Origin of the sequence: Erythrobacter sp. (assembly GCF_040217515.1) — a bacterium.
In the GTDB taxonomy this organism is placed as follows: domain Bacteria; phylum Pseudomonadota; class Alphaproteobacteria; order Sphingomonadales; family Sphingomonadaceae; genus Erythrobacter.
Window position 1 is genome coordinate 114814 of the sequence record NZ_JAVJPT010000007.1, and the last position, 17434, is coordinate 132247.

A 17434-nucleotide genomic window follows, 5' to 3' on the forward strand; every position below is an offset into this window, starting at 1 on the left:
CCGCGCGCAAGGGCGAGATGCGAGGCATCGAGCGCATCGGAAAACCCGGCCCCCTCCGGCTTCGACACTGCGGGTGGGGCGAAACCTGGAGGCAGGCCGGCGCCCGTTACTTCTCCCAAGAGCCCCCCGAGCGCCATGCCATCGGGCAAGGGGCCGGTCGCGCGGGCCGGGCTTTCGCCGGGGGGCTGGAAAAGGGCTGGCAGCATGGGGCGTTTCCTCGTAGGTAAAAGATCGGGCAATGGCCGCGCGTGGCGGGGGCGGCTTACGGCAAGCGGCGCTGCAACTTGCGTGCCAGCGCGCCCTGCGCTTCGCCCAAGCGTCGCTCGCGCGCTGCGGCCAGCGCTCGGCTCGCTTCGGCCTCGCGTGTTTCAAGGCGCTCGATACGCCGTTCCGTCCCGGCCAGAGCGCGCGCCTGCTCCTCGGCCTCGCGCGCGGCTTGCGCGCCGCCGGTCCCGGCATCGTCGGCGAGCCGGGAGAGCGCCCCGGCAAAGCGCATCCTTCCCGCGACCTCGTCCCCTTCGCCCGCGCCACGTCGCCCGGCATAGGAAGCGGCAAGGCCCCGGCTGCGCTGCGCGAGGTCGCGGCTGCGCCGTTCCTCGGCCAGCGCATCGGCGAGCGCACCGAGCGCCTCGCGGCGGGCGATCCGGGCGATCATCAGCTGCCGCCCGATGAGGGCGAGGCGGCGCTTGTCGCGCGCGCTCATGGAGCCTCCCGCGCCGCTGCTGCCGCCGCCGCAGGCTCGATCCCGGTGGCCAGCGCTTCCAGCGCGGCGAAGCTTTCGGCAAGACCCGCCACCTCCTCGCGCTCCTGCTGCAGGAAGCCGTCAATCGCCTCCGAAGCGGCGAGCGCCGCGTCGAGCTGCGGGTCGGAACCGGCGCGATAGGCCCCCATCATGACGAGGTCGCGATTGTCCTCGCGCGCGGCGACCAGCCTGCGGACACTCCGCGCGGCCCGCAGGACCGGTTCGGGCGCGACCGCGTCCATCACCCGGCTCAGCGAGGCGGGCACGTCGATCGCGGGAAAATGGCCACGCTGGGCGAGATCGCGCGAAAGCACGACATGCCCGTCGAGGATCGCGCGCGCCGTGTCGACCACCGGGTCACTCGCATCGTCGCCATCCGCGAGAACGGTGTAGAGCCCCGTCACGGCCCCGCCCGTGCGCGCCGAATTGCCCGCCCGCTCGACCAGCTTCGTGACCGCCGCGAGCGCGCTCGGCGGATAGCCCCGCGCCGCGCCCGGCTCGCCCAGCACCAGCGCCAGCTCGCGCGCGGCGTGGGCGACCCGGGTGAGACTGTCGAGCACGAGCAGGACACGCTTGCCCCGCTCGCGGAAATGTTCGGCGATCGCGCTCGCATATTGGGCCGCGCGCAGGCGCAGGTTCGGCGCATGGTCGGCGGGAACGGCGACCACCACCATCCGGCCCCGCCGGGCGCCGGCCATGTGGCGGGCGACGAAATCGGACACCTCGCGCGCGCGCTCGCCGATCAGCGCGACCACGGTGACATCGGCCACCGCGCTCGCGGCCATCCGGTCGATCAGCACCGACTTGCCGACGCCCGAACCGGCGATCACGCCCAGGCGCTGGCCCACGCCCATGGTCGCTAGCGCGTTGATCGCGCGCACCCCACAATCGAAACTCTCGCTCACACGCGCGCGTTCGAGCGCGCCTTCGCGCCGCCCGGCAAGCGGGCGCAGGTCGCTGCATGCGGGCAGGGGGCCACCATCGATCGGGCGGCCCAGCGCGTCCACCGCGCGCCCCAGCAACGCCTCGCCGACCCGGACCCTGCCGGGTGCGCCGCAGGCCCTGACGGGTGCGTCGGGGCGCAGCAGGACAGTATCGCCGAGCAGCATCATCAGCGAATGCCCTGCGCGAAAGCCGATCACCTCGGCGAGACATTCCTCCCCCGCCCCGCTCGCGATCGCTCCCAGCGAGCCGACCGGTAGCGGCAGGCCGGCGACTTCGACCAGTCCGCCGTCGCAGGCGACGACACGGCCGGTCAGGACCGGCCCGCGCGCAGGGCTTGCGCGGCGCAGCCGGGCGAGTTCGAGCTGAAATTCGGCGATCATGCGCTGCTTCCCTTCACCCGTGCCCCGCCAACCATGGCCCGTCAGCCACGAACCGCCTCCGCTATCGCGCGGCGCCATTGCTCCGGCCCGTCGGCAAGCGTGCCGTCCGCCCCTTCGAGCCGGAGCGCGCCGCGTTCGAGCGCGGGATCGGGCTCGATCCGCCAGCCTTCGAGATCCTCCGGGCCAAGCGCCTCGATATCGGCTGGGTTGAGGTGCAGCGCGAAAGCGCCGGGCGCGCCGCCGAGACGCCGCGCGGCCTCGCGGCAGCGTTCGGCGAGCCCTTCGGAATCGGGAGTCCAGCCGCCAATCGCCTCTTCGCACAGCGCAATCACGGTTTCGGCAAGATCGGCGCAGAGCGCGTCCATCGCCGCCGCATCGAGGCTGCGAAAGGCGAGCCTGAGCGCGCGGCGGTGTTCCTCGCCCGCCTCGCTTTCGGCCCTTGCTGCGGCGCGCCCTGCGGCTTCGCCCTCGGCCCGCGCGGCGGCGAGTGCAGCGGCGAGTTCCTCTTGTGGCGAAGGTCCGGGCGGCGGCGCGGGCCGGGCGGCGAAGGGCGCGCCGGGGCGGAAATCGGCGCGCGCATCGAGCGCCGCGACCCAGCCCGCGGGCTCCCGCGCCGCGGCCTCTTCGCCGAGCGCGGCGATCCAGTCAGACGAATTCGCCATCGTCGCCCCCGATCACGATCTCGCCCGCATCGGCGAGCCCGCGCGCAACCTCGACGATCTTGCGCTGCGCGGCCTCGACATCGGCGCGCGACAGCCGCCCGCGCAAGTCGATCTCGTCGCGTATGCCGTCCGCCGCGCGGCTCGACATGCAGGCGAAGAAGGGCGCGCGCTGATATTCCTTGAGCCCCTTGAGCGCATCGACCAGCGCCTCGTTGTCGACATCGCGCAAGAGGCGGCTCATCGCCTGGCGGTCGAGGTCGAGCAGCATTTCGAAAGTGAACAGCTCCTCCTCGATCCGCCCCGCAAGGCCCTCGTCGCGCCGGGCGATCGCGGGCAGGACGAGGTTCTTGAGCTCGCCCGCGGCGCGGTTGATGAGGTCGGCCGCCTCGCGCGGGCCGCCCATGGTCAGCGCGGCCGCGCCGAAGCTTGCCCCGATCCGCTGCTGGAGCAGGTCGTCGATCATCGTCACCGCCGATGCGGAGACCGGGCCGATCCGCGCGACCCGCTCGACCACCGCCGCCTGGACCGACTCGGGCAGGCCGGAAAGAACTTCGGCCGCCGGATCGGGATCGAGCAGCAGCAGCAGCGCGGCGATCACCTGCGGATGTTCATCCTCGACCAGCCGCACGAGGATCGGCGGGGCGAGCCAGCGCGCGAGTTCGACCATGCGCGGGCGTGCCTCGGGCTCGATCCGGTGCATCATGCTTTCCGCGCGTGCCGGGTCGAGCGCGCCGTGGATCAGGCTGCGGACCTGGTCTTCGCGGCCGCGCGCGGGGATGATCTCGCGATCCGCTTCGGCGACGAAGTCATCGATCGCCTCGGCCATGCGATTGCGATCGATTTCGCCCAGCGCCAGCATGGCTTCGCCAAGCACTTGCAATTCGTCCGGGTCGAGCCGCGCGAGCAGGCCCGCCGCCTCCTCGTCGCCGAGCAGCATCAGGAACACCGCCGCGCGGTCGATCCGGCTGAGCGGCGGGCGTGTTTCACCGGCGGCTCCACCGGTGTCCTCGCCCGCTTCGCCTGTTGCCTCTTCGGACTCGCTCATGTCGCGCGCGCCTCCCCGCTCGCGCCGCCCTCAGCGCCCTCGGGCGGGGCCTCGAGCATGCGCTGGAGCGCGGCGACGGCGCGCTCGGGACGGCTCGAGGCGAGCTGGCGGGCGAGGCGGACCTGGTCTGGCAGGTCGGCATGGTCCTCCTCCGCGCCCGCGTCCCCGGCGGGGGAGGGCGCGGAAATGGCGACGGCCTCGTCCGCGTCTTGGCCGGTGCCCTTGTCCTCGCCCGCAGTGCGGGCGCGCTTCATCAGCGGGCGGACGATGAACAGCGCCGCGAGCAGCACGGCGACAAGCGCCGTACCATAGCGCAGGGCGGGCATGAACCAGGGCTGCTCCCACAATTGCGGCTCGGGCGTCTCGATGCTCTCGAAGCCGCCGACCACCACCGCAACCCTGTCGCCCCGCGCCTGATCCGCCCCGACTGCGGCGGCAACCAGCGATTCCAGCTGCTCTGCTGTCATCGGCGCGGCGGCGACGAGCGCCTCGTTGCTGACGGCGACCGCGACCGAGAGCTTGCGCAGCGCGCCGGGGCGCACGCTGGTGACGGCGACCTCGCGGCCGAGTTCGTAATTGCGCTGCACGGCGCTTTCGGTGTCGGTCGGGACGGTGTCGGTCGGGACGGGGGCGGCTCCGGCATCGGCGGCGGCTTCGGCGGGCTGCGGCGGGCCGTCGACCAGTTCGGCATCCGGTGGCGGGGTGTTCGCATCGACCCCGGGCACGCCGCCTACCTTAGCGCCCCGGCTGCGCGTCGCGCTGCGTTCGCTTTCGGAACGGACGACGCCTTCGTCGTCATAGCTTTCGCGCGCGGAGGTCACCTCGGAATGGTCGAGTTCGACCTGCACCTGGCTCGAGAAATTACCCGCCCCCAGGAGCGGGGCGAGCAGGCTCGAAACCTGTTCGCGCAGCTTGGCCTCGAACTCGCGTTGCAGGGCGAGCGCGTCATGGTCCTCGCTTTCAGGGGCGGAGAGCAGCCGCCCGTTCTGGTCGACGACGCGCACCGCATCCGGGCTCATGCCGGGGACCGATCCGGCGACGAGATTGACGATCGCATCGACCTGCGCGCGCGACAGGCTGCGCCCGGTCGCCAGCGTCAGCATCACCGAGGCACTGGGCGCATCGTTCTCGCGCACGAAGACCGAGCGTTCGGGCGTGGCGAGGTGGACGCGCACGCCGGAAATGCCGTGGATCTCCTTGATCGTCAGCATCAGCTCGCGTTCCCGCGCAAGCCGAAGGCGTTCGCCCTCCAGCGTGCGCGAGGATCCGAGCGGGATCGCATCGAGCATCTCGTTCGCCCCCTGCGGCGCGGGCAGCGCGCCATTGCTCGCGACCAGCGAGGAGGCGGCATAGTAATCGCTGTCGGCGACGCTGATCGCGCCGGTCTGCGGGTCCACGCGGTAATCGATCCCGCCCGCGGCGAGCGCCTCGACCACCTGCCCGCGTTCGAGGTCGCCGAGATCGGAAAACAGCAGGCGGCGCGGCGGCTCGGCAAGGGCGAGATAAAGCGCGCCCAGCAGCAGGAGCGAGCCGAGGCCGACGATCGCAGGCATCGCGCGGCGCATGGCGGGCTGGTCGAAAAAGGCGCGCAGGCGGTCCTGCAGCCCGGAACCCTGCACCGGGCCGCCTTCGCCCAGCGGAGTCAGGCGTGCGTCGGACATGGCGGGAAGCCCCGCGCCCGGTGCGGGGGACGGATCGGCATCGGCCATCTATCAGCTCCCCATCCGCATGATTTCCTGGTAGGCGGAAAGCAGCTTGTTGCGCACCTGCAGCGTGGCTTCGAAGGCGATGCCGGATTCCTGCCGCGCCAGCATCACCTTGGCGACATCGGTCACCTCGCCGCGTTCATAGGCGGCCTGCATTTCGCCCGAGCGTCGCTGGGCCGCGCTGACCTCGTCCAGCGCATTGCCGAGCGTCTCGGCAAAGCCTGCGGCCGGCGGCGAGGCGGGGGTGCCGGGCGTCTTTTCCGGCGCGGAGGAGGCCGCACCCGCGCCGCTCGCCTCGCGCACCTCGCGCAGCGCCTCGCTGCGTTCGAGCACTTCGCGCCGCAGGGCCAGCACATCGGCCAGCGCACCGGGTGCCCCTCGGGAGGGAGGAGAGCCGGGACCGATCGTGCTCATGCTTCACCCCCTGCCGCCAGCAGGCCGGATTCGCGCATCGAGGCGAGCCTGTAGCGCAGGGTGCGCTCGGAAATGCCGAGGCTCGCCGCGGTGCGGGCGCGGTGGCCGCCATGGCTGTCCAGCGCGGCGAGGATCGCGCGCGCCTCGGATTCGAACGCGACCTGCGACAACGATCGGGCATCGGATGCATGGGCCGGGCCGGGCGGCGATCCCGCCTCCGGATTCCCGGCCGTGCCGGGCTCTGCGCTGCCCGCGACAACCGCGCGCACCGCGCGGTCGAACACGATGTGTTCGGCGGCGATGGCATGGGCCTCCCCGGCGAGCAGGAAGGCGCGGCGAATGACGTTTTCCAGCTCGCGCACATTGCCCGGCCAGCCATGGGTTTCGAGCAGGGCGAGCGCCTCGGCCTCGATCCAGGCCGGGCCTCCCCCCGCGCGCCCCGCCCTTCCGGGGGCGTGGCGCAGCAACATGGCGAAAGCGAGCGGGCCGATGTCCCCGCGCCTTTCGCGCAGGGGAGCAAGGCCGAGCGGAAAGACGTTGAGCCGGTAGAGCAGGTCCTCGCGGAAGCGCCCGGCGGCGGCTTCGGCGGCGAGGTCGCGATTGGTCGCGGCGACGATCCGCACGTCGACGCGCACCGGCTGCGTCGCGCCGAGCGGCAGGACCTCGCCTTCCTGCAGCGCGCGCAGCAGCTTGGCCTGCAGGGCGAGCGGCAATTCGCCGATCTCGTCGAGCAGCAGCGTGCCCCCGTCTGCGGCGCGGAACAGGCCCTCACGCGCTTCGCCCGCGCCGGTGAAGGCCCCCTTGCGGTGGCCGAACAGCAGGCCCTCGAGCATGGCCTCGGGCATGGCGGCGCAATTGACCGCGACGAACGGCCCGGCGGCGCGGGACGAGCGATTGTGGACGAAGCGCGCGAGCACTTCCTTGCCGGTCCCGGTCGGCCCTTCGAGCAGGACGGGAATGTCGCTCGACGCAATGCGCTCGGCAAGGGTGAGCAGCGCAAGGCTCGCCTCGTCGCCCGCGACCGGCCAGCCCCCGCGCGCGGCGGCGGCGAGCATGGCGGGGCGCGCCGCCTCGGGCGCGGCGGGGTCGTAGGACAGGGCGACGCGGGTTTCGGACAGCGCGGCCAGCGCGGGCGGGGAGCCGTGGGCGAGGTCGATCTCGACCATGTCCGCGCGGCGGCCGCCCGGCGGGCAGGCAAAACGACCGTCCTCGCCCAGCACGATCCGGCCCTGTTGCCAGTCGCGCCCGAGCAGCGGCAAGGTCGCCTCGAGCAGCGCGCCATGGCGTTCGCAGACCCGCTCGAACCCCGCGACGCGGCGGTGCGGCGCGCCGGGAACGCAAGGCATGCCCGGTGCCCGCTCGGCAAGGGATGCCGCAGCGCGGGGCGCGGGTTTGCCGGCAGAGGCTCCGGCGCGGGGGTCGTCGAGATAAGGTGCAGTCATGATTATCCTTTCGGCCGGAAAGGATTTGCCGGGAGCCCGTCCAAGATGAAGCAAATTTAAGCCCCCGTAGGACCCCTTAGCCGCGTGCCGTGACGGCCTCCTGCAATCGTCCGGCCCGACACCCGCCCCGCACCCGCTGCCGGGCCCGGCGCTTGCAGGGCGCCCTTAAACTTCCCCTTGTGCGGTCGCTCTTAGCCCCAGCAGCGATGGTCCGGCCCCCACGCCATCGGCAATCGGGGCCGAGCGCGCTGCCGACCTGGCTGCCGATCTCGCAGGCGGAAATCGCCCGCGACCACGCAGCCGACCACGCTGCACGACCAACGGGAGTTTTCATCTATGTCTGTCATCAATACCAACATTTCCGCCCTGCGCGCCGCGAATGCGAGCATGGAAGCCAACGAAATGCTGTCGACCGCGATGGAGCGCCTGTCGACCGGTCGCCGGATCAACGCCGCATCCGACGACGCGGCGGGCCTTTCGATCGCGACGGGCTTCACCTCGGACATCCGCGCGTTGAACCAGGGCATTCGCAACGCCAATGACGGGATCGCGCTCGCCCAGACCGGCGAAGGGGCGCTCGAGCAGGTGACCAACATGCTCCAGCGTGTGCGCGAACTGGCGATCCAGTCGCAGAACGGCACGCTCGACTCGGAAGACCGCGGCTTCCTCGACACCGAGGTCGAGGAACTCGCCGCGCAGATCGACGACGTTCTCTCGAGCACCGAATTCAACGGCGTTTCGCTGTTCAGCACCACCAGCGGATCGGACGTGACCGTCAATATCCAGCTCGACGCGGGCCGCAGCGTCGAGCTGACAAGCACCGCGATCGACGGCACCAACCTCGGCGCTGCCAACCTCGACGTGACGTCGGCCACGAACGCGGGCACTGCGGTGACCAATGTCGATGCCGCGCTGAGCGACATCAACACCACGCGCTCCTCGCTCGGTGCGGGGGTGAACCGGCTCGAATCGGCGATCAACGAATTGTCGGCGACCGCGAACAACTTCTCCGACGCAAGGTCGCGGATCGAGGATGCCGACTATTCGCAGGAGACCACCGCGCTCGCCAAGGCGCAGATCCTGGGACAGGCCTCGACCGCGATGCTCGCCCAGGCGAACCAGTCGCAACAGAACGTGCTCTCGCTGCTCAGGTAAGCGCCCGAAGCACGCAGGCGTCGCCCGCGGGTGGCAGCAGGGCCCGGGACCGAAAGGTCCCGGGCCTTCGTGCTGCGGGGAAGAAATGCGTGTTCAGGAACGAATTTGCCGGAAGGGCTTACGCCGCAGCGTCGTTGCTCGCCCGGCCCTGCGCCCCATCTTTTACCGCCGCACCCAGCGCCGGCGTTTCCTCACCGGCCAGGCGCAGCGGGCGGAAGACGATCTCGATCATCATCCCCTGCTGCCCATGGTCCTGCCGCGCGCCATCGGTCCGCGGGGGGATCACGATGGCGGCTTCGCGGTCCAGGCATTCGAGAAGGCGCGGCGCGATCTCGCGCATCCGATCGAACAGCGCCTCCTGCGGCTCCGGCGGCGCGTCCGATTGCGTGCCGCGCAGGCTCGCAATGGGCGCGCGCGTGATCGAACCGATCTCGACCAGTTCGATCCGTCCGCCGATAACGAGAGCGATACCCTGCCCGTCAGCCTTGAGCGGCAGGCGCGCGACATGGAAGCCGCCATGCGTGGCCCGGGCCGCGATGCGCTGCGCGCTCGCGTCACGCGCATCGAAATGGATCGCTTCCAGTTCGATGCCCTCGCCCACGCTGTCGGCATAGGTCACGCCCAGCCCGCGCATGTTCTGCACCATCAGCGCAAGCCGCGTCTCGATGGTTTCGCCGGCGAGTTCGGCGGGCAGGAACATGCGCTCCGATCCCTTCATGTAGAACAGGCCGCGCCGGCGCATTCCCTCGCGGGCGAGGGCCGTGTCGAACAGCGTGACCATCCGCTCGCTGCCGAGATTGACGTCGTGTTCGAAGCTGGCGACGACCTCGAGTTCGTGGGGCTGGGGCAGGAACATGAAACGGGCCAGCGCATGCGCTGCGCCCTCGCGCCAGCCGCGCGCTGCGTGCTCGTCGCGCTGGCGGATTACCGGTGGGGCGAGCGCAGCACGGGCGAAGCGCACGCAGCCTTCCTGCACTGCCTCGCGCACCTGCGACTGGCGCCCCTTGACCGCGCTTTCGCGGCGCAACGGCTCGCCATCGGGCGTGTAATCGACGACCGAGCCCAGCTCGCAGGTCGCCAGCTGTTCGAGCACCGCGACATTGCCGCACAGCGCCTCGAGGAATTGCGGGTCGAAATGGGACGCATCGACCAGCCCCCTCTTGTCGAGCCCGCTATCGTGCATCTCGCGCACAAGCAGGTAGCGCCCGGCGACATGGCAGTCGAAAGCTTGGGCAAGCAGCGCATCGATGCCGTTCTGGGCCGATCCGTTATAGCCGAGATCGACCAGCATCAAGGTGTCGCCCGGCTGCGGGTCGCAAGCTGCGCGGACATGCTCGATCAGCCTGTGCGCAAGCGCGCGGGCACGGCGCCGGGTGATCTTGCGGCGTTTGCCCGATCGCAGTTCGTCGCGCAGCGAATGGCTGGCCTCGGCCAGTTCGCGCTCGCTCTCGGGCCGACCGACGACCCGTTCGATCTCTTCCTCGCTCATCAGCATCTGCCGCGCGAGGGTCGAGGGATTGAGCCCGAATTCGATCCCGAGATGGCGGTCTTGCGCCTCGTCGGAGGTGAGCGAAGCGGCGACCGCGGCAAAGCGGCTGATCTCGACCCGCGCCGTGCTGGCCGCCTCGCCGCCGGCACGATGGACGAGATGCGGCAGGTGCCCGTCGCGCAGCATGAACAGCCAGTGGACGCGCCCGCCGCGTTCCCCGGCAAGCGCCGCCGCTTCCTCGCGCAGCCAGGCATCATAGGCGTGGAAAACCGGGCCGAGCACCGAGAAACCGAGCGCCTGGGCGGGATCGGCGATTGCCGGTTCGTGCGCGGCCAGCAGCGCGCGGTGCGGCTGGAGCCCATCGACCTCCCCCGCGCGCGGGCCGAGCAGTGCGAGGCTCGCGCGTTCGAGCCGGAGACGCTGGCGCGCAGTCTCGGAAAACTGGACGAGGTGAAGCGCCGGAATTCCGAGAGCGCGCGCGCCATCGAGGTCGGCGGCGCGATTGTCGCCGACATGAAGCATCGTGGAGGGGCGGCATTTCATCTTCTTGACCACCCGCGCGAGCAGGCCTTCGTGCTTGGAAATGCCGGCATCGCAGGACGTGAACACACGGTCGACCAGCCCCGCGACCTCGGCCCCGGCGGAGCGTTCGATCAACCGCGCTAGCTGCTCGGCGGTGAGATAGGTGTCTGACGTTATCGCAATGCGCATCCCGCGCGCCTTCGCCGCGCGCATCAGTTCGACTGTGGGCGCGAAAGCGAAACAGGTACGCGCCTCGGCCTCCAATTCCTTGCCGATCGCCTCGGTCACCTCTTCGAGCGAGGCATTCGGCATCGCCTGGTCGTAGATCTCGGCAAAGCTCACCTCCCCCCGCCGCCGCAGCGTGCGGGCGAATTTGCGGGCATTGGCCTCCGCCGCCACGCGCTGGCCCGGATTGAGCGCACCGAGCGCGGCGAAGACATCGCCGGGCGCATGGCAATCGCGCCACAGCAGCGTGTCGAAACAGTCGAGCGAAAGCACCTCGAAGGCCCCTCCCACACGCTCGAGCGCGCGGGGCAGGTCGGCGGGCAGGATCGTGTCGGTCGGGCTGGGTGTCATCGGGCGGCTCCATCGCGTGAGGCGTAAAGCAGGGCTAAACGGACATGCTTGCGCCAATCCTCGCGCAGGCCTGCGCAAAACCCCCTAGGGCGGTGCTAGTCGAACGCGCCGGGATCGGGCCGTTCGCGGCGGACCCCGCGCGCATTGAGATCGAGCAGCAGCAGCGAGATGCGGCGATTGCGCGGGTCGGTCGGATCGTCCTCGATCAACGGTTCGCGGTCTGCAACGCCCTCGATCCGGGCGAAGCGGTCAGGCGGGATGCCGGAGCGGATCAGTTCCTGCCGGGTCGCCTCGGCGCGGCCGGCCGAAAGCGACCAGTTGTTCGCCGGCACTCCCGGCCGCCAGGGCAGCGAATCGGTGTGGCCGCGCAGGATCACCGGCGCGCCCTGATCGGCCAGCGTCTCGCCGATGACGCCGAGCAGTCCCTCCGCCTCCGCCGTCAGGATCGTCGTACCCAGCGTGAACATCGAAAAATCGGCATCGTCGAACAGGTCGATGCGGATACCTTCGGGCGCGCGCATGACCCGCACCTGCCGCGCGAGATGCTGCAATTCACGCTTCCTGGCGAGCTTGTCATCGATCTCCTCGCGCAGTTCGCGCAGCTCCTCGGCTTCGAGTTCGCCGCGCCCGCCGCCTTCGACCGGTCCGCCGGTCACGCCGCGCGGCACGGTGATGGCGCGTGTGCCGGTCTGGCCCATGGCGTTGGGATAGGCATCGACATCGGTTATCGACGAGCCGCCCAGCATCCCGTCCGCCCCCGCGCTTTTCTGGCGCATCTTGACGAGCGTCGGGGTGAAATAATCGGCGATCCCCTTGCGCTGGTCCTCTTCGGTCGCGCCGAGCAGCCAGAGCAGCAGGAAGAAGGCCATCATCGCGGTGACGAAATCGGCATAGGCGACTTTCCACGCCCCGCCGTGATGGCCGGCCTCCTCGATCGTGATCTTCTTGACGATGATCGGGGCGGGCGCTTCGCCCGCGATTTTCGAATCGGCTTCGGCCATGGCGCTATCGACCCCGCATCATGTCCATGAGATCGGTCAGCTTGGGCCGGTGCGCGGGCGGAAGACCCGAACGCGCCGCCTCCAGCACAAGCGGCTGCGGATGGCCGTGCAGGCTGCCGATGATGACCTGCTTGATCGAATGGTAGAGCTGCTGGTCGTGGGCGTTGATCTGTTTCAGCCGGCTCGCCATCGGGCCGGTCATGCCATAGGCGAGCAGCACGCCGAGGAAGGTGCCGACCAACGCCCCGCCGATCATCTTGCCGAGCACTTCGGGGGGTTCGTTGATCGCCCCCATCGTCTTGATGACGCCCAGCACGGCGGCGACGATGCCGAGCGCGGGAAAGGCATCGGCGAGCGACTGGATCGTGTGCGTGGGTTCTTCCATTTCGTGCAGCTGGGTCTTGATCGCGTTGTCGATCACTTCCTCGACCGCGTGCGTCTCGAGCGTGCCGGAGGACACCACCATCAGCGTCAGCGGGTCGCAGATCAGGTCGCGCACGACCTTGTCCTTCTGCAGCTTGGGATATTCGCCGAACAGGGTCGAGCTTTCCGGATCGGTGACGTGGCTTTCGAGCCCGACCGCGCCTTCGGATCGCATCAGCTTCATCAGCTTGCTCGTCAGCGCGATCGCGTCGAGATGGTCCTGGTGCGAATAGCGCGGGCCCTTGAACACCGTGCCGAGCCCGCCGCCCAGCAGCTTGATTTCGTGCATCGAATTGCCGATCAGGATCGCGCCCAGAGCCGCCCCGCCGATCATCATGAATTCGAGCGGCAGCGCGGCGATGATCGGCCCGATCGAGCCGCCGGCCAGGACGAACCCGCCGAACACCATGGCAATAAGGACGACAAGTCCGATCGCGGCGAACATCTATGCCTACCTTCCTTCGGGCCGTGCGCCGGGGATCACAGCGCGTTGAAGAGGGTGAGCGAACTCACCCGGGTGAAGCTCTGCTGGCTCGCCTCGAGGGCGGTGAGCGTCTGCTGGAGCCGCGCGATCGCTTCGCCGAGATCGGTGTCGCCGGCTTCGGAGGCCTGCGCGGCGCGCAGGATACCCTGCTCCACCTGGTCGGCGCGCACCGTCTCGACCCAGGCGAGCCGGGTGCCGAGCACGGTCTGCCCCCGCGTCGTGGCGGCGAGCGCTTGATCGAGCCGCGCGATCGCGGATCGCGCCGCGCCCGCCGGGTCGCTCGATCCGCCATCCATCGCATCGACCAGCGCGCCCAGCACGGCGAAGGTGCTGGTGGGCGCGCCGCCAAGCTCGAATTCGAACACCTGCCGCCCGTCGAGCCCGCGCGCGATATCGGTTCCCGGCGCGATGGAGACCGTGCCCTCGTCGGTGTTGCCCGCATAGCTCACCGCCCCGCTTGCATCGCGGGCGAAGGCGGGGCCGGAGGCGGTTCCGGCGAACAACGGCTCGCCCGTCAGGGTCACGCCATTGGCACGGGTGAACAGCTCCTCCTCCATCTGCGCCAGTTCCTGCGCGATGATCGCCCGGCCTTCCGGGCCGGTCGTGTCGTTCGCCGCCTGCACCGCCAGCTCGCGCGCGCGCTGCAGGATCGCGGTCACGCCCGCCAGCTGCATCGCGCCCGAGCCGAGGTCCTGCGCCAGCTTGGTCGCGTTGTCCTCCTCGACCGCGGCGAGCCGCTCGCGCCGTTCGAGCGCGCGCAGCCGGGCGGCGGCGGCGGGGTCCTGCGACCCGCGCGAGATCCGCTCGCCGGTGGCGATCTGCTGCTGCAGCCGCTCCAGGCTTTCGCGCAGGGTTCCCATCTGGCCGAGCGAGCGCTGGAAGAAGGCGCCGGTGGAATTGCTGACGAAACTCATTGCCTGCCTCCCCCGTCAATCGAGCGCGAGAATCGTGTCGAAGATCTCGCTCGCCACGCGGATCACCCGGCTGTTCGCTTCGAAGGCCTGCTGCAGGCGGACGAGACTGGCCGCCTCGGCGTCGAGATCGACCCCGGTTTCGGTGAGCAATTCGGCCTCGGCGGCCGAGGCGATGATCGACAGCCCCTCGCGCGTGGTGGAAAGGCCCGCGGTCCGGCTCGACAGGGCGAGCAGGGTCTCGTCGAATGCGGCGACCGGCCCGGTCTCCGCCCCGGTCGCGGCGATCAGCCCCTGCAGAGCGGCGGTGTCGCGGCTGCCCGCGCCCGATCCCGCCCCTGCGATTGCAAGCTGCGATCCGCGGCCCAGGGCGATCGCGATATCGCCCGCCCGCGTGCCCGAAAACAGCGGCTGGCCGGGGGTCCCGTCGGGGGCTACCCCGGAACCCTGCGCCGCATTGCCGCCGGCGATGACGTCCTGCGCAATGCGGTCGATCGCGTCCTGCTGGCGCGCCTGTTCGACCAGCGCCGCCTGCCGTCCGGCCATCGCCCCGGTATCGGGCTCGAAAACGACGGCATCGAAACGGAAGCGATAGGAACCGTCGGGCTGCGCGTCGGCGGACAGGGTGCTGAAATTGCCCTCCTCGTCGACCAGCAGCGGGCTGGGAGAGGCGGAAAGCCGCACTTCGACCGCGCCCTTGTCGTCGAAACGGGTGACGATGCCGAATTCCTCGCTGATCTGGCGCAGCGTCGCATCGCGCGCATCGAGCAGCGAGGCCTGCCCGGCGGACCCCTCGCGCGCGGCGGTCAGTTCGCGATTGATGCGGCCCAGCTCCTCGGCAAGGCCGCGGACATTCTCCACGCCCGCCTCGACCTCGGCCTGGGTAAGCCGCCGCGCATTGCCGAGCGCGCTGTCGGCGAACCGGAACGTATCCGCGAGCTGGCGCGTGGTTTCGAGAACCACCGTGCGCAGCGCCGGGTCCAGCGGATCGCTTTCGAGGCTGACCAGCGCCGCCTCGTAATCGACCAGCGCGTTGTAGAGGCCCGATTCCTCGAGCGCGGTCTCGGCAAGGCCCAGCCCGTCGAGCTCGGCCGAGCTGCGGGCAAGGTCGGCTGCGCTTTCGCGCGCCTGGCGCTGGACCAGCACCGAATCGACCCGCTGGATCCCGCCCAGCCGCACCCCGCCCAGCGAATCGGCCGAGTTCACGCCGATTGTCGCACTGCCGACCAGCTCGGACTGGGTCAGCGAGCGACGGGCGTAATCGGGATTGGACGCATTGGCGATGTTCTGCGCGGTGAGCTCGATGCTCGCCCGCGCCGCCGCGGCGCCGGTCCGGCCGATATTGATGAGCGCGCTGGGCATTACGTCTCACCACTGCCCTGAAGATGTTGCGCAAGCTGTTCCTCGATGCTCCGGGCGAACCCGAGGGCGCCCGAGCCCGCGACGATTTCGGCGAGGTGTTCGTCGCGCATGGCGGTGAATTGCTTCATACCCCCGCCGGTGAGCGGCGTGTCCTCGGCAAAGCTCGACGCGCGCGCGCTCGCCAGCATGCGGCGCACCATGATCGCCTCGAAGCCCTCGGCGGCCTCGCGCAGCTCGCGGCGTTCGGGCGACAGCGTCTCGCTCGCGCCGGACGCGGGGCGCGCGGGAGGCACGAGGGGACCGATCACAGCACCACCATTTCGGCCTGGAGCGATCCCGCCTGCTTGAGGCTTTCGAGAATGACGACGAGGTCGGCCGCGCCCACGCCGAGCAGGTTGAGCGCATCGACGATTTCCGAGAGCGAGGCGGCGCCCGGCATCAGTGCGACGCGGTCCGATTCCTGCGTCACCGAGATTTCGCTGTCCTGTTCCACCGCGGTCTCGCCATTGCCGAAGGGCTCGGGCTGGACCACGCGCGGGGCCTCGTCGATGCGGATGACGAGCTTGCCGTGGCTGATCGCTGCGGGCGCGAGCCGCACCGCCTGGTTGATCACCACCGTGCCGGTGCGCGAATTGACGATCACCCGCGCCGCGACGGGGGCGGGCGTGACAGTGAGCATCTCGATCTCGGCCAGCAGCGCGGCGCGCGTGTCGTTGCCCGATGGCAGGGCCAGCTCGATGCTCACCCCGTCGGCGATTTCGGCCATGCCGGGAAAACGCGCATTGATCGCGTCGCGCACCCGCGCGGCGGTGAGGAAATCGGCATCGTGGAGGTTGAAGCGTAGCGTATCGCGAGCGTCGAACCCGGTCGCCACCGCGCGTTCGACCGTCGCCCCGTCGGCGATCCGGCCCACCGTGGCGACATTGACGGTCAACTGCGATCCGTCGCGCGCCGACACGCCCAGCCCGCCGACCGCGACATTGCCCTGCGCCATCGCATAGATCGCCCCGTCGGCGCCATAAAGCGGGGTGAGCACCAGCGCCCCGCCGCGCAGGTCGCGGGCCTGTCCGAGCGTTGACACGGTGATGTCGATCCGCTGGCCGGGCTTGGCAAAGGGCGGCAATTCGGCCGTGACGATGACCGCGGCGGCATTGCGCAGGTTGGGCGAGACGCCCGGCGGCAATTGCAGGCCGAGCCGTCCGGACACGCCGCGCATCGCCTCTGTCACATAGGCGAGATTATCGTCGCCCGTGCCCTGCAGGCCGACGACGACCCCGTATCCGGTGAGCTGGTTCGCGCGCAGCCCCTCGAACTGGCCGAGATCGCGGATCCGCTCGGCCTGTGCGGGCTCGGGGGCAAGCGCGAAGAGCGCCGCAACCAGCGCGGCGAGCGCGATCCACAGGCGGCGTTGGAACACTGTCATGGCGCGCTCCCTCACAGCGGGGAAATCCAGTTGAAGAAGCGGGACAGCCAGCCCGGCCGGCTCGCCTGCTGCACCGCGCCCTTGCCGGAATAGATGATCCGCGCGTTGGCGACGCGCGAGGACGGCAGGCGGTTGTCGCTGTCGATATCGACAAGGCGTATGCGCCCGGCGAACTGGACCCATTCGTCGCCCTGGCTCAATTGCATCAGCTTTTCCCCCACGACTTCGGCGGTCCCGTTCGGATGGAGCGCTGCGATGGTGACCGTGATCGTGCCGTTCAGCTGGCTCTGCTGCGCGGCGTTGCCACCTCCATTGAACGACCCCTCGCCGCTCGCATTAAGCGCGTTGGGGTCGAGAAAGGCGAGCGGCCCGGCGCTGGGCGGGGTAAGCGAGAAACTGCCGTCGCGTCCGGTCTGGCCGGTAGTGCTTTTGGACGTCGTGGTGTTTTCCACCAGCACGATCGTGACCATGTCGCCAAGCGCGCGCGCGCGGGTCCCGGTGTGAAGGCCGGCATAGCCCTGCGCGGCCTGGAAGATCGCGCCCTGCTGGCCCGCCTGCGGCGCGGCGAAGGCATTGGCGACGGGCTCCGCCGCCGTGACGGGCGCGGCGTCGGCCAGCGGGGCGCCCGGTGGCGGCGGGGCGGTGAAGCCGGGGCGCGGCCCACCGCCGATGCAGGCGGACAGCGCGAAGGGCAGTGCGATGCAAAGCGGCAGGGCAGCGCGCGCGCGGCGTGTCATGGCGGGTTTCACGGG

The 17434-nt window shown here is 70.5% G+C and carries 16 protein-coding genes; 1 reads left to right on the forward strand and 15 read right to left on the reverse strand.

The features are described from left to right. Nucleotides 1-262: 262 nt before the first annotated feature. The 7 genes from RIB52_RS08970 to RIB52_RS09000 are packed head-to-tail and all read right to left on the reverse strand — an operon-like array spanning nt 263 to nt 7336. Nucleotides 263-703 (reverse strand): hypothetical protein, encoded by a 441-nt coding sequence (locus RIB52_RS08970; protein ID WP_350175074.1) that lies wholly within the window; start codon nt 701-703, stop codon nt 263-265. Beyond that, on the reverse strand, nt 700-2067 hold the full coding sequence (locus RIB52_RS08975) for a FliI/YscN family ATPase (protein WP_350175076.1): 1368 nt from the start codon (nt 2065-2067) through the stop codon (nt 700-702). The genes RIB52_RS08970 and RIB52_RS08975 overlap by 4 nt, the downstream gene beginning before the upstream one ends. Before the next feature lie 41 nt (nt 2068-2108). Next, the gene (locus RIB52_RS08980; RefSeq protein WP_350175078.1) at nt 2109-2729 is read right to left on the reverse strand and encodes a FliH/SctL family protein; all 621 of its coding nucleotides are present in this window, start codon (nt 2727-2729) and stop codon (nt 2109-2111) included. Next, nucleotides 2713-3774, reverse strand: coding sequence for a flagellar motor switch protein FliG (locus tag RIB52_RS08985; RefSeq protein ID WP_350175080.1), 1062 nt, complete (start codon nt 3772-3774; stop codon nt 2713-2715). The genes RIB52_RS08980 and RIB52_RS08985 overlap by 17 nt, the downstream gene beginning before the upstream one ends. Beyond that, nucleotides 3771-5483, reverse strand: coding sequence for a flagellar basal-body MS-ring/collar protein FliF (gene fliF / locus RIB52_RS08990; RefSeq protein WP_350175082.1), 1713 nt, complete (start codon nt 5481-5483; stop codon nt 3771-3773). Before fliF ends, RIB52_RS08985 begins: the two co-directional genes overlap by 4 nt. A 3-nt stretch (nt 5484-5486) precedes the next feature. Next, a complete protein-coding gene (gene fliE / locus RIB52_RS08995; RefSeq protein WP_350175084.1) occupies nt 5487-5894 on the reverse strand; it encodes a flagellar hook-basal body complex protein FliE in 408 nt (135 codons plus the stop codon). Beyond that, the gene (locus RIB52_RS09000) at nt 5891-7336 is read right to left on the reverse strand and encodes a sigma-54 interaction domain-containing protein (protein ID WP_350175085.1); all 1446 of its coding nucleotides are present in this window, start codon (nt 7334-7336) and stop codon (nt 5891-5893) included. Before RIB52_RS09000 ends, fliE begins: the two co-directional genes overlap by 4 nt. A 336-nt stretch (nt 7337-7672) precedes the next feature. Here RIB52_RS09000 and RIB52_RS09005 point away from each other — a divergent pair, with 336 nt between their 5' ends. Next, the gene (locus RIB52_RS09005) at nt 7673-8491 is read left to right on the forward strand and encodes a flagellin N-terminal helical domain-containing protein (RefSeq protein ID WP_350175087.1); all 819 of its coding nucleotides are present in this window, start codon (nt 7673-7675) and stop codon (nt 8489-8491) included. Between the two features lie 118 nt (nt 8492-8609). Here the strand turns inward: RIB52_RS09005 and RIB52_RS09010 are convergent, their stop codons facing one another. The 8 genes from RIB52_RS09010 to RIB52_RS09045 all read right to left on the reverse strand — a co-directional run bounded on the left by RIB52_RS09010 (nt 8610) and on the right by RIB52_RS09045 (nt 17419). Continuing rightward, the gene (locus tag RIB52_RS09010; RefSeq protein ID WP_350175089.1) at nt 8610-11078 is read right to left on the reverse strand and encodes an HAD family hydrolase; all 2469 of its coding nucleotides are present in this window, start codon (nt 11076-11078) and stop codon (nt 8610-8612) included. 95 nt (nt 11079-11173) lie between these two features. Further along, nucleotides 11174-12079 (reverse strand): flagellar motor protein MotB, encoded by a 906-nt coding sequence (locus RIB52_RS09015; RefSeq protein WP_350175091.1) that lies wholly within the window; start codon nt 12077-12079, stop codon nt 11174-11176. 4 nt (nt 12080-12083) lie between these two features. After that, nucleotides 12084-12947 carry a flagellar motor stator protein MotA gene (motA, locus tag RIB52_RS09020; protein WP_350175092.1) on the reverse strand — a complete coding sequence of 288 codons (864 nt, stop codon included), beginning with the start codon at nt 12945-12947 and terminating at the stop codon, nt 12084-12086. Nucleotides 12948-12982: 35 nt separating this feature from the next. Beyond that, on the reverse strand, nt 12983-13900 hold the full coding sequence (gene flgL / locus RIB52_RS09025) for a flagellar hook-associated protein FlgL (protein WP_350175093.1): 918 nt from the start codon (nt 13898-13900) through the stop codon (nt 12983-12985). 15 nt (nt 13901-13915) lie between these two features. Continuing rightward, the gene (locus RIB52_RS09030) at nt 13916-15259 is read right to left on the reverse strand and encodes a flagellar hook-associated protein FlgK (RefSeq protein WP_350175094.1); all 1344 of its coding nucleotides are present in this window, start codon (nt 15257-15259) and stop codon (nt 13916-13918) included. Further along, the gene (locus RIB52_RS09035; protein ID WP_350175095.1) at nt 15259-15567 is read right to left on the reverse strand and encodes a rod-binding protein; all 309 of its coding nucleotides are present in this window, start codon (nt 15565-15567) and stop codon (nt 15259-15261) included. The genes RIB52_RS09030 and RIB52_RS09035 overlap by 1 nt, the downstream gene beginning before the upstream one ends. Continuing rightward, nucleotides 15564-16682: a flagellar basal body P-ring protein FlgI gene (locus RIB52_RS09040; protein WP_350175096.1), complete on the reverse strand. Its 1119-nt coding sequence runs from the start codon at nt 16680-16682 to the stop codon at nt 15564-15566. The genes RIB52_RS09035 and RIB52_RS09040 overlap by 4 nt, the downstream gene beginning before the upstream one ends. A gap of 11 nt (nt 16683-16693) precedes the next feature. After that, nucleotides 16694-17419 carry a flagellar basal body L-ring protein FlgH gene (locus RIB52_RS09045; RefSeq protein WP_350175097.1) on the reverse strand — a complete coding sequence of 242 codons (726 nt, stop codon included), beginning with the start codon at nt 17417-17419 and terminating at the stop codon, nt 16694-16696. Nucleotides 17420-17434 lie beyond the last annotated feature (15 nt).

Coding starts and splice junctions, on each gene's coding strand:
- RIB52_RS08975 (WP_350175076.1), bottom strand. CDS start 2,067: ATGATCGCCGAATTTCAGCTCGAACTCGCCCGGCTGCGCCGCGCAAGC.
- fliE (WP_350175084.1), bottom strand. CDS start 5,894: ATGAGCACGATCGGTCCCGGCTCTCCTCCCTCCCGAGGGGCACCCGGT.
- motA (WP_350175092.1), bottom strand. CDS start 12,947: ATGTTCGCCGCGATCGGACTTGTCGTCCTTATTGCCATGGTGTTCGGC.
- fliF (WP_350175082.1), bottom strand. CDS start 5,483: ATGGCCGATGCCGATCCGTCCCCCGCACCGGGCGCGGGGCTTCCCGCC.
- RIB52_RS09000 (WP_350175085.1), bottom strand. CDS start 7,336: ATGACTGCACCTTATCTCGACGACCCCCGCGCCGGAGCCTCTGCCGGC.
- RIB52_RS08980 (WP_350175078.1), bottom strand. CDS start 2,729: ATGGCGAATTCGTCTGACTGGATCGCCGCGCTCGGCGAAGAGGCCGCG.
- RIB52_RS08985 (WP_350175080.1), bottom strand. CDS start 3,774: ATGAGCGAGTCCGAAGAGGCAACAGGCGAAGCGGGCGAGGACACCGGT.
- RIB52_RS09040 (WP_350175096.1), bottom strand. CDS start 16,682: ATGACAGTGTTCCAACGCCGCCTGTGGATCGCGCTCGCCGCGCTGGTT.
- RIB52_RS08970 (WP_350175074.1), bottom strand. CDS start 703: ATGAGCGCGCGCGACAAGCGCCGCCTCGCCCTCATCGGGCGGCAGCTG.
- RIB52_RS09005 (WP_350175087.1), top strand. CDS start 7,673: ATGTCTGTCATCAATACCAACATTTCCGCCCTGCGCGCCGCGAATGCG.
- RIB52_RS09015 (WP_350175091.1), bottom strand. CDS start 12,079: ATGGCCGAAGCCGATTCGAAAATCGCGGGCGAAGCGCCCGCCCCGATC.
- flgL (WP_350175093.1), bottom strand. CDS start 13,900: ATGAGTTTCGTCAGCAATTCCACCGGCGCCTTCTTCCAGCGCTCGCTC.
- RIB52_RS09030 (WP_350175094.1), bottom strand. CDS start 15,259: ATGCCCAGCGCGCTCATCAATATCGGCCGGACCGGCGCCGCGGCGGCG.
- RIB52_RS09010 (WP_350175089.1), bottom strand. CDS start 11,078: ATGACACCCAGCCCGACCGACACGATCCTGCCCGCCGACCTGCCCCGC.
- RIB52_RS09045 (WP_350175097.1), bottom strand. CDS start 17,419: ATGACACGCCGCGCGCGCGCTGCCCTGCCGCTTTGCATCGCACTGCCC.